The following is a 10,924-nucleotide window of genomic DNA, read 5'->3' on the forward strand; positions in this document are numbered from 1 at the left end:
TTCCGGCCCGGACTGTCCATCGCCGAACTCACCCAGCCCGGCCAGCCCGCCCAACGCATCTCCCTGCCCCGCCGCAGCCTCAAAGACTGCCTCGCCGAAGAACTCCGCCGCCTCGACCCCGACGAAGTCTTCGGCGAAACAGTCCGCAGTCTTGGCAGCACCACAATCCAGGCAGTGCCCATGACGTTCACGTGCAGCGGGGAGCCGGAACGTCATAAGGACGGTCAGTCACTGATCACCGTTTGACGGGACCGCGCAACCAAAGACGTGGAACCCCAACGCGTCAGTTAGATTGGCACTTGCTGCCGATTCACCGGATCCGGCCGGATCCAGGAAAGGAACACAAGAATAATGGTCCACAAAGTACAGGCCGTCATCGCCAGGGAGAAGAATGCCCCGGTGTCGCTGGAGACTATTCTGGTCCCGGATCCAGGTCCGGGGGAGGCCCTCGTGGACATTCTCACCTGCGGGGTCTGCCACACGGACCTGCACTACAAGCAGGGCGGAATTGGCGACGAGTTCCCTTATCTGCTGGGCCATGAGGCCACGGGTATAGTCAGCGCGGTGGGTCTCGACGTCACCAGCGTCGTCCCGGGTGACCGGGTGATTTTGAACTGGCGCGCTGTCTGTGGGGAATGCCGCGCCTGTGCCAAAGGACAGCCGCAATACTGCTTTAACACGCACAACGCGACGCAGAAGATGACCCTCGAGGACGGTACGGAACTCTCTCCCGCGCTGGGTATTGGCGCCTTCGCGGAGAAGACACTCGTTGCCGCCGGACAGTGCACCAAAATTGACGACGACGCCGATCCCGCCGCCGTCGGGCTGCTCGGCTGCGGTGTGATGGCCGGCATCGGTGCCGCCATCAACACGGGCGAGGTCAAGCGCGGCGAATCCGTGGCCGTGATCGGCTGCGGCGGCGTGGGTATCGCCGCGATCGCCGGCGCAAAGCTGGCCGGCGCCACCACCATCATCGCGGTGGACATCGACGCCAACAAGGTGGAGATGGCCAAGTCCCTTGGGGCCACCCACGGCGTGGACTCCGGCAAGGAAGACCCCATTGAGGCGATCCGGGCCCTCACGGGAGGTAACGGAGCGGACGTGGTGATTGACGCCGTCGGACGTCCCGAAACGTACAGGCAGGCGTTCTACGCCCGCGACTTCGCCGGCCGTGTGGTGCTGGTGGGTGTCCCCACGCCGGACATGACGCTTGAGCTGCCCCTCCTGGATGTCTTTGGCCGGGGCGGGTCGTTGAAGTCCTCCTGGTACGGCGACTGCCTGCCCTCCCGTGATTTCCCCATGCTCGTGGCGCAGTACAAGCAGGGCAACCTTGACCTGGATGCCTTCGTCACCGAGCGGATCACCATCGACCAGGTGGAGGAAGCCTTCGCCAGGATGCACGAGGGCAAGGTCCTGCGCTCGGTTGTTGAACTAAAGACCCAGAAGGAGTTCTCATGACTATCACCATCGAAAACCTGGTCACCTCGGGCACTTTTTCGCTCGACGGCGGCACCTGGGACGTGGACAACAACGTCTGGATCATCGGCAACGACGATGAGTGCATGATCATCGATTCCCCGCACGATGCGGCCGCGATCATCAAGCAGGTCCGTGGCCGGAAGGTCCTGGCCATCCTGCTGACCCACGCGCACAATGACCACATCGGCGCGGCGCGGGAGGTCGCGGCCGCCGTCGGCGCACCGATCATCCTGAACCCGGAGGACCTGGTCCTCTGGAAGCAGGTTTACCCGGATACGGACCCGGACCGGTACCACGGCGACGGCGACGTGTTCGAGGTGGGCGGCACCGCGCTGCTGGCCATCCACACGCCGGGCCATTCCCCGGGCTCCACCTGCTTCTACCTCGAGAGTGAGGGAACGGTCTTCACCGGCGACACCCTCTTTAACGGTGGACCGGGGGCGACGGGACGCTCCTACAGCGACTACCCCACGATCCTCACCTCCATCCGGGAACGGCTGCTCATCCTCCCGCCGGAGACCGTGGTCCGCACCGGCCACGGCGACAACACCACCATTAGCACGGAAGGGGAAACGCTGGCTAAGGTGTCCCAGTAGAGCAGGATTCCGCATCGGCAGGATCCCGACGAGGCGCGCCAGAACAGCCGGCGCGCCTCGTCGGGCGTTGTGAACAAGAACGGCGTGAGCCGGTAAGGAAGTTGGAACCATGAAGTTCGGTAAGCAGCCCGCCCCCGTCGCGGACATCAACGAGGACGACCTCGAGGTCCACAAGCCGAAGAAAGAAGCGGCCGGGGTGAAGGCTGTGATGGTGGCTCTCGAGCGTGCCGTTGCCCAGGCCGGCGTGACCCGCACGGCGCAGTCCCTGCTGCGGCTGAACCAGCAGGGCGGATTCGACTGCCCGGGCTGCGCCTGGCCCGAATCGGCGACGAAGCGCAAAGCCGCCGAGTTCTGCGAGAACGGCGCCAAAGCAGTGGCCGAGGAAAACACCCTCCGTACCGTGGGGGCGGAGTTCTGGGCCAGACATTCCATCGCCGAACTCGCCGGAAAGACGGAGTACTGGCTGGGCAACCAGGGCCGGCTCAGCGAACCGGTGGTCATCCGCGAAGGGGAGAGCCACTATTCGCCGATCTCCTGGGCCGACGCCTTCGAGCTGATAGGTGAGCACATCCGCGCCTCCACTCCGGACCGGTGCGTTTTCTACACCTCCGGGCGCACCGCGAACGAGACGGCGTTTATGTACCAGCTGTTCGCGCGGGCCCTGGGCACGAACAACCTGCCGGACTGTTCCAACATGTGCCACGAGTCCTCAGGTTCGGCGCTAAACCCGACCATAGGCATCGGCAAGGGAACCGTGTCCCTGGAGGACATCCACGATTCCGAGCTCATCTTTGTCGTCGGCCAGAACCCCGGCACCAACCATCCCCGTATGCTCTCAGCCCTGAAGGAGTGCAAGGACAAGGGCGGCAAGGTGGTGGCGGTCAACCCGCTACCGGAGGCCGGCCTGTTCAACTTCAAGGATCCGCAGACCGTCTCTGGGGTGGTGGGCGGCGGCACGCCGCTGGCCGATGAGTACCTCCAAATCAAGGTCGGCGGTGACCTGGCGCTGTTTCAGGCGCTCGGCCATCTGGTCCTGGCGGAGGAAGAACGCAACCCGGGCACCGTCGTCGACCGTCCCTTCATTGATGCGCAGACCGACGGGTTCGACGCTTACCGCGTCGCCCGCGGGGAGCTGGACTGGGCGGAAACCGAGAAAGCCACGGGCCTGTCCCGCGAACAGATCGAAACCGTGGCAGGGATGCTCATCAAGTCCAAGGCCACGATCTTCTGCTGGGCCCTGGGCGTGACGCAGCAGCCGCACTCGGTGGACACCATCAAGGAAATGGTCAACGTCCTGCTCCTGCAGGGGAACTTCGGCAAGCCCGGCGCTGGCGCCTGCCCGGTCCGCGGGCACTCCAACGTCCAGGGCGACCGGACCATGGGCATCTGGGAAAAGCCCAAGGAGTGGCTCCTTGAGGCACTCGACAGCGAGTTCGGGATTACCTCGCCGCGGCATCACGGCCACGACGCCGTGGAAGCCATGGAAGCGTTCGAGCGTGACGAGGTGGACGTCTTTGTGTCCATGGGCGGCAACTTCTCGCTCGCCTGCTCGGACACGGCGAGTCTGGAAGCCGGCATGCAGCGGATCGGCCTGACCGTGCACATTTCCACTAAGCCGAACCGTTCCCATGTGGTGCACGGCCGCACGTCGCTGATCCTGCCCACCCTGGGCCGGACGGACAAGGACGACAAGCACCCCAAGGGCGCACAGTTCCTGTCCGTGGAAGACTCCATGTCCGTGGTCCACTCCACCCAGGGCAGGCTGCAGCCGGTCTCCGATCACCTGTTGGCCGAGCCGGTGATCGTGGCGCGGATGGCAGAGGCGACCTTCGGCCCAGACCACGCCGTGGACTGGAAGGCCATGGCCGAAGACTACGACGTGGTCCGTGACCACATCTCCCGCGTCCTGCCCGGCTTCGAGGACTTCAACGCCCGGGTCCGGACCAAAAACGGTTTCGTGCTGCCCAATCCGCCCCGGGACACCCGCTCCTTCAAAACGGACATCGGACGCGGTCGCTTCACGGTCAGCCCGCTGGAGTACCTGACCCCGCCGGACGGCCACCTGGTGCTCCAGACCATCCGCAGCCACGACCAGTACAACACCACGTTCTATGGCCTGGATGACCGCTACCGCGGGATCTCCGGCGGCCGCCGCGTCATCCTGGTGCACCCCGAGGACCTGGCAGAGCTGGGCTTCCAGGACCGGGACCTCGTGGACGTTGTCAGCACCTTCCGTGGCCATGACCGGCAGGCGGACAAGTTCCGCCTCGTGGCCTACCCGACGGCGAAGGGTTGCGCCGCCGCGTACTTCCCCGAAGCCAACGCCCTGGTCCACAAGGAAAACGTCGCCAGGGAATCCAACACCCCCGGCTTCAAAGCCATGTTCGTCCGCTTTGTGCCACACACGGCTGAGCCGGAAACAGCCGAAGAGTCCGCTGCGCTGGCGGCGGCCAATGCCGGCTGAGCCAACAAGCACAACGGCCCCGTCTCCGGGTGGAGGCGGGGCCGCTGTTGCGTTCCTACGCGCGTCCTAAATCCGTCACCGGAGTCCGTGGCTGTGCGCCAGGGCGATCGCCTCGGTGCGTGAGCCGACGTCGAGCTTCCTGAACAGGTTCCGCACGTGGAACTTGACCGTGTTCTCGCTGATGCCCAGCGTGGAGGCGATGGTTCGGTTGCGCTGCCCGGCGACAAGGTGCTGGAGCACCTCGAGCTCGCGGGCGGCAAGGTCCCACCCGGTGACATCTCCGGCCGGGCGTGACGTTTGCAGATCCAGGGGGAGGGTGACAAAGACGTCTGCACCCCAGCCGGGCATAACGTCGATCCGCAGTGTTCCGGTGAGCGCCTGCACCCGGCGGTCCAGGCGAGCGATGCTCGGGGCGTCGGCTTTGAGTGCGCCCCGGCCGTCGTCGCGGACGTTGATCAGCAGGTTTTCGCCATCGCAGTCCCACTGTGTTCGTACCCTGCTGACATCAGGTTGTTCCGTCATGGCCAGCACAAGCCCGCGGACGATGGCCCGTGCCGCGTGGGCAACTTCGCCGGGCAGGGCCCTTCCGTTCAGCGGCGGTTCGATAAATTCGATCTCGATGCCGCTGTAGCGTGTGAGCGGCCGCAAGTCCTCCCGCAGGCGTTCGAAGGCTTTGGCAACGGGCTCTTTCACCAGGTCCGTTGTGCGGTCGCTGTGGGTCCGAAGCCCGATCAAAGCCTTGGCCGTGAGGTCGGTGACGGTGGTGCGTGCTGCCGCATCATCCATGGAGGATGAACGCAGGGCTGCCAGGAGCGTTTCCAGGGTGGTGGAGTGCACATCGGTCAGTTCCGCCGTCACGCGGAGGCGTTCGGCGGATGCCGCCCGCGATTCGAGCAGGTATGACGGCGGCGCATCAGCCACCTTCTCCCGGATCCGCCGTGCGGTGAGGCGCCACAGATACGTCACCAGCTCCAGCCCGGCGCTGCGCCCCGGATCGGCAGGGGGATCGGTGAGGACCAGGAGGGCGTTACTGGAGGCATGCTTCAGAGCGAGCGCGGGGCGGGTCTTGCCAGCGAGCTCGGCTTCCCCGAACCAGGGTCCCTCATCCTCGAGGGTGGCGCGGAGCGTGTCCAGTTCCGTGATGGAGACCCGGGAAATGATGTCCTCATCGCCTGCCTTCTTCTGCGGCCGGCCTGTGCAGTCTTCCGTGAAGATAACCAGCGCGCTGCTTCCCATGTAGGGGAGCGTTGCTTCACGCAGTCGCTCAGCTATCTGGGACAGGGGGGCATCGGCCAAGGCTGCCACGCTCTGCAAAAGCGGCCACGGCAGGTCTGGTAGGGGCATGGTGAATTCCTTCAGGGATGGGTCCGGCGCTGCACTCATCCGGACAGCTTACCCGGGCGGTAACGCCCCTCCAACCCAAAAGGGTAGTAAGAACCGTCAGAAAACAGTGTTACCCCTGCCCATTTGGTTCGCAATCATTGATATCAACCAGAAAGAATCCGTCCGGCCGCTCCAGGCCGACCAGATCCAAAAGGACAAACCGTGAACCCGACAACAAATGTGGCACTCCCCGGCACTGCAAATTCAGCGACACTCAACTGGACGCCCGAGGACGAGCGCGCCGTGGACACAGCCCGTGTTTTGGCTGCGGACGCCGTAGAGAAGGTCGGCAACGGCCACCCCGGCACGGCCATGAGCCTTGCCCCGGCCGCCTACCTTCTTTTCCAGAAGCTGATGCGCCATGACCCCCGCGATCCGGACTGGCTGGGACGTGACCGTTTCATCCTGTCACCCGGCCACTCCTCGCTGACCCTGTACATCCAGCTGTTCCTCTCCGGCTACGGCCTGGAACTGGACGATCTCAAGGCACTGCGCACCTGGGATTCCCTGACACCGGGCCACCCCGAGTACAAGCACACCGCCGGCGTGGAGATCACCACCGGTCCGCTGGGCCAGGGCCTGGCCTCCTCCGTGGGCTTCGCGTACTCGCAGCGCCGGATGCGCGGCCTGTTTGACGCCGACGCTGCCGAGGGCACGTCCCCGTTTGACCACACCATTTGGGTTATCGCGTCCGACGGCGACATCCAGGAAGGCGTGACCTCGGAGGCGTCCTCGCTGGCCGGGCATCAGGAACTGGGCAACCTCGTGGTGGTCTACGACGAGAACCACATCTCCATCGAGGACGACACAGACATCTCCTTCACCGAGGATGTCCTGAAGCGCTACGAGGCCTACGGCTGGCACACCCAGCGCGTTGACTGGACCGAGACCGGCGAATACGTCGAAGACGTCCAGGAGCTCTACTCCGCCCTGCTCGCCGCGAAAGCCGAGACCTCCAAGCCGTCCATCATCTCGCTGCGCACTATCATCGGGTACCCGGCGCCGAAGAAGCAGAACACCGGCAAGATCCACGGATCCGCCCTCGGCGCTGACGAAGTCGCAGGCCTCAAGGAGGTCCTGGGCTTCGACCCGGCCAAGTCCTTCGAGGTGGACCAGGAGGTCCTGGCCCACGCCCGCTCCGTGGTTGACCGCGGTGCTGCCGCCCGCAGCGAGTGGGATTCCTCGTTCGAGGCGTGGCAGTCGGCCAACCCTGAGGGCGCTGCCCTGTTGGAGCGGATCGAAGCCAAGAAGCTTCCCGCCGGAATCGATGCAGTCCTGCCGGTCTTCGAAGCAGGCAAGGATGTTTCCACCCGCGCCGCGTCGGGCAAAGTCCTGGGCGCGCTGGGCCCGGTCATGCCCGAACTCTGGGGCGGTTCGGCTGACCTTGCCGAGTCCAACAACACCACGATCGAAGGCTCGCCGTCGTTCATTCCGGTCTCCCGCTCCACGGATGCCTGGAAAGGCAACCCGTACGGCCGGGTCCTGCACTTCGGCATCCGCGAGCACGCTGCCGCCTCGATCGTGAACGGCATTTCGCTGCACGGCCGTACCCGCGCATTCTCCGGCACGTTCCTGATCTTCAGCGACTACCAGCGTCCGGCCATCCGCCTCTCCGCCTTGATGGGTGTCCCGTCCATCTACGTCTGGTCGCATGACTCCATCGGCCTGGGCGAAGACGGCCCCACCCACCAGCCCGTTGAACAGCTCTCCACCCTGCGCGCCATCGTGGGCCTCGACGTTGTCCGCCCCGGCGACGCAAACGAGGTAGGTATAGCGTGGAAGACCATGCTGGAGAACCACTCCAACCCGGCCGGCATCGTCCTGACCCGGCAGAACGTACCCACTTTCGCCCGCGGTAATGGTGCAGCGCAGGGTGACACCTTTGCTTCCCCGGCGGGTGTGGCCAAGGGCGGCTACGTGCTGGCCGAAGCGGCCAAGGACGGCGCGACCGTTCCGGCCGACGTGCTGCTGATCGCTACCGGTTCCGAGGTGCAGTTGGCCGTCCAGGCCCGCGAAGCTCTACAAGCCGAAGGCATTGCCGCCCGCGTCATCTCCATGCCGTGCGTCGAGTGGTTCAACAAGCAGGACGCGGCCTACCGCGAATCCGTGCTCCCCGCAGCCGTCAAGGCACGCGTCTCCGTCGAAGCCGGCCTTGCCCTGGGCTGGAGGGAATTCGTTGGCGATGCCGGCCGTTCCATCTCGCTCGAGCACTATGGCGCTTCGGCAGACTACAAGCGCCTGTTCCAGGAGTTCGGCATCACTGCGGAGGCTGTCGCCGCCGCCGCCAAGGACTCCCTGGCCGCTGCCCGCAACTGACCTTTACCTGCACTGCGGCCAGCGCCGCGGGACGGCCTCATGGGGGACGTCCCGCGGCGCGGCCGCGAACTGTCACCAGTCCACAATTTTTGAAGGAAGAAGCCATGACCAACGCAACCCCCACCGCCCAGCTGTCCGACGCCGGCGTGTCCATCTGGCTCGACGACCTCTCGCGTGAGCGTCTCGCAAGCGGCAGCCTGCAGAAGCTCATCGACGAAAAGAATGTGGTCGGCGTGACCACCAACCCGTCCATCTTCCAGGCCGCGATCACCTCCGGCTCCGACTATGACGCAAAGATCGCCGAACTTGCCGCGCAGGGTGCCGGCGTCGAGGAGACCATCTTCGAGATCACCACCACCGACGTCGCTGACGCCTGCGACCTCTTCGCTCCGGTCGCCGCCGCCACCAAGGGTGTCGACGGCCGTGTTTCCATCGAAGTTGACCCGCGCCTGGCCTGGGACACGGCCGGTACTATCGCCGAAGCCAAGAACCTCTACAAAAAGGTGGACAAGGACAACGTCCACATCAAGATTCCCGCAACCCTCGAAGGCCTTGAGGCCATCACGGCAACCCTGGCCGAGGGCATCAGCGTTAACGTGACCCTGATCTTCTCGCTCGAGCGCTACCGCGCCGTCATCAACGCGTTCCAGTCCGGCCTGGAGCAGGCCAAAGACAACGGCCACGACCTGGCCACGATCCACTCCGTGGCCTCGTTCTTCGTCTCCCGCGTTGACTCCGAGATCGACAAGCGCCTCGACGCCATCGGCACCGACGAAGCCAAGGCCCTCAAGGGCAAGGCAGGAGTAGCCAATGCCCGCCTGGCCTACCAGGTCTACGAGCAGCTCTTTTCCACTGATCGGTGGGAGGTCCTGGCCGAAGCCGGCGCCCGTCCGCAGCGTCCGCTGTGGGCGTCCACCGGCGTCAAGGACCCGGCCTACCCCGACACCCTGTATGTCACGGGACTGGTTGCTGCCGACGTCGTCAACACCATGCCGGAGAAGACCCTGGACGCCACGTTCGACCACGGCGTGGTGACCGGGGACACCATCACCGGCGCCTATGCCGAGTCCAAGGCCGTCCTGTACGCACTGGACGCACTGGGTATCTCCTACAACGAGGTGGTTGCCCTCCTCGAATCCGAAGGCCTCGACAAGTTCGTGGCCAGCTGGAAGGAACTGCTGGCCGACGTCGAAGGCGCCCTCGCCGCCGCCCGGAAGGCATCCTGACCCGAGCTCTGACAGCTACCGAAAGGCAGACATCATGTCCGCATCACCCCTGAACTGCTGCATCAATCCCAGCATCCTCTCGGCCGACTTCGCCAACCTCGAGGCCGAGCTTGCCCGCATCAGCAACGCAGATGCCGTGCACGTGGATGTCATGGACAACCACTTTGTGCCAAACCTGACCATCGGCCTGCCTGTTGTGGAACGGCTGCAGAAGGTCAGCCCCGTCCCGTTGGACGCCCACCTGATGATCGCCAACGTGGACCGCTGGGCGCCGCTGTACGCCGACGCCGGCCTGAGCTCTGTGACGTTCCACGTGGAGGCATCAGATGCCCCCATCAAACTCGCCCGGGAACTCCGCGCCCGCGGAGCCAAGGCGGGCATGGCACTTCGCCCGGCCACTCCGGTGGAACCGTACCTGGACATGCTCTCCGAACTGGACATGCTGTTGATCATGACGGTGGAGCCGGGCTTCGGTGGCCAGGCATTCCTGGACGTCATGCTGCCCAAGATCCGTCGTGCCCGCGCGGCAGTGGACGGTTCGGGGGTGAACGTGGCCATCCAGGTGGACGGCGGCATCACCGAGGAAACCATCACCCGCGCCGCGGAGGCCGGTGCCAACGTCTTTGTGGCCGGATCTGCCGTATACGGCAAGGCCTCACCTGAGGACGCCATCGAGTCGCTGCGCGCCAACGGGCAGCTCGCTTTCGGCTAACTACGCCGCACAACAACAACACCGCACCCCACCAGTCTGAAGGACCCTCATGCGCGTTCACATCGCAACCGACCACGCCGGTATGGAGCTTAGCTCTCACCTCATCACCGCACTGTCAGCCAGCGGCTACGAGATGGTAGACCACGGGCCGGCCGCCTATGACGCCGAGGACGACTACCCGGCGTTCTGTATTAAGGCAGCAGCCGCCGTCGTGGCCGACCAGGCCGTGGGCGTTGACGCCCTCGGGATCGTACTGGGCGGCTCGGGCAACGGTGAGCAGATCGCCGCGAACAAGGTCAAGGGCGTCCGCGCGGCCTTGGCCTGGAACCTCGACACGGCCAAGCTGGCCCGCGAACACAACAATGCCAACGTGGTGGCAGTTGGCGGCCGGCAGCACACCGTTGAGGAGGCAACCGAACTGATAAAGGCGTTCCTGGCAGAACCGTTCAGCGCTGCCGAGCGCCATGAGCGCCGCATCGGCAAGATCGCCACCTACGAAACCACCGGCGAGGTGGCCGAATAAAACCCGGCTGCGTCATAGCTCCGTCCCATGCGGCGGGGCTATGGCGTAGCCGCCTTCTTGTTTAAGCCGCCGTCCTGGTTGAATTCCGAACCGGAAGGCGTAGAGCGCCTGGACCAAATGGGAACGGGCGCATAGACGAAAACTCAGCATAGGAGTCAGCATGCCCATTGCAACCCCAGAGATCTACTCCGAGATGATTGACCGTGCCAAGGCCGGCGGCTATGC

General features: G+C 65.0%; 9 protein-coding genes. 8 read left to right on the forward strand and 1 reads right to left on the reverse strand.

Annotation, left to right across the window (positions count from 1 at the left end; translation table 11 throughout):
- The 4 genes from ABIB27_RS18695 to ABIB27_RS18710 all read left to right on the forward strand — a co-directional run.
- On the forward strand, nt 1–246 hold a 246-nt coding region (locus ABIB27_RS18695), incomplete at its 5' end, for an OpcA/G6PD domain-containing protein (protein WP_354254633.1).
- Nucleotides 247–351: 105 nt separating this feature from the next.
- Nucleotides 352–1,458 (forward strand): S-(hydroxymethyl)mycothiol dehydrogenase, encoded by a 1,107-nt coding sequence (locus tag ABIB27_RS18700; protein WP_354217958.1) that lies wholly within the window; start codon nt 352–354, stop codon nt 1,456–1,458.
- The gene (locus tag ABIB27_RS18705) at nt 1,455–2,075 is read left to right on the forward strand and encodes an MBL fold metallo-hydrolase (RefSeq protein WP_354217959.1); all 621 of its coding nucleotides are present in this window, start codon (nt 1,455–1,457) and stop codon (nt 2,073–2,075) included. The genes ABIB27_RS18700 and ABIB27_RS18705 overlap by 4 nt, the downstream gene beginning before the upstream one ends.
- Nucleotides 2,076–2,184: 109 nt before the next feature.
- The gene (locus tag ABIB27_RS18710) at nt 2,185–4,539 is read left to right on the forward strand and encodes an FdhF/YdeP family oxidoreductase (protein WP_354254635.1); all 2,355 of its coding nucleotides are present in this window, start codon (nt 2,185–2,187) and stop codon (nt 4,537–4,539) included.
- 75 nt (nt 4,540–4,614) lie between these two features.
- On the opposite strand, the gene ABIB27_RS18715 is transcribed toward ABIB27_RS18710, so the two are convergent.
- The gene (locus ABIB27_RS18715) at nt 4,615–5,883 is read right to left on the reverse strand and encodes a helix-turn-helix transcriptional regulator (protein WP_354217961.1); all 1,269 of its coding nucleotides are present in this window, start codon (nt 5,881–5,883) and stop codon (nt 4,615–4,617) included.
- Nucleotides 5,884–6,084: 201 nt separating this feature from the next.
- On the opposite strand from ABIB27_RS18715, the gene tkt reads away from it, so the two are divergent.
- The 4 genes from tkt to ABIB27_RS18735 all read left to right on the forward strand — a co-directional run bounded on the left by tkt (nt 6,085) and on the right by ABIB27_RS18735 (nt 10,699).
- On the forward strand, nt 6,085–8,238 hold the full coding sequence (gene tkt / locus ABIB27_RS18720; protein ID WP_354217962.1) for a transketolase: 2,154 nt from the start codon (nt 6,085–6,087) through the stop codon (nt 8,236–8,238).
- 104 nt (nt 8,239–8,342) lie between these two features.
- Complete coding sequence (gene tal / locus ABIB27_RS18725; RefSeq protein ID WP_354167767.1) at nt 8,343–9,464, forward strand: transaldolase; 1,122 nt, start codon at nt 8,343–8,345, stop codon at nt 9,462–9,464.
- A 34-nt stretch (nt 9,465–9,498) separates the two neighbouring features.
- Nucleotides 9,499–10,176, forward strand: a complete 678-nt coding sequence (gene rpe / locus ABIB27_RS18730) for a ribulose-phosphate 3-epimerase (protein WP_354163223.1) — start codon at nt 9,499–9,501, stop codon at nt 10,174–10,176.
- A 49-nt stretch (nt 10,177–10,225) separates the two neighbouring features.
- A complete protein-coding gene (locus ABIB27_RS18735; protein WP_354217963.1) occupies nt 10,226–10,699 on the forward strand; it encodes a ribose-5-phosphate isomerase in 474 nt (157 codons plus the stop codon).
- Nucleotides 10,700–10,924 lie beyond the last annotated feature (225 nt).

The organism is Arthrobacter sp. UYEF21 (genome assembly GCF_040546085.1).
Lineage (GTDB): Bacteria > Actinomycetota > Actinomycetes > Actinomycetales > Micrococcaceae > Arthrobacter.

Coding starts and splice junctions, on each gene's coding strand:
- ABIB27_RS18710 (WP_354254635.1), top strand. CDS start 2,185: ATGAAGTTCGGTAAGCAGCCCGCCCCCGTCGCGGACATCAACGAGGAC.
- ABIB27_RS18735 (WP_354217963.1), top strand. CDS start 10,226: ATGCGCGTTCACATCGCAACCGACCACGCCGGTATGGAGCTTAGCTCT.
- tal (WP_354167767.1), top strand. CDS start 8,343: ATGACCAACGCAACCCCCACCGCCCAGCTGTCCGACGCCGGCGTGTCC.
- ABIB27_RS18700 (WP_354217958.1), top strand. CDS start 352: ATGGTCCACAAAGTACAGGCCGTCATCGCCAGGGAGAAGAATGCCCCG.
- rpe (WP_354163223.1), top strand. CDS start 9,499: ATGTCCGCATCACCCCTGAACTGCTGCATCAATCCCAGCATCCTCTCG.
- ABIB27_RS18715 (WP_354217961.1), bottom strand. CDS start 5,883: ATGCCCCTACCAGACCTGCCGTGGCCGCTTTTGCAGAGCGTGGCAGCC.
- ABIB27_RS18705 (WP_354217959.1), top strand. CDS start 1,455: ATGACTATCACCATCGAAAACCTGGTCACCTCGGGCACTTTTTCGCTC.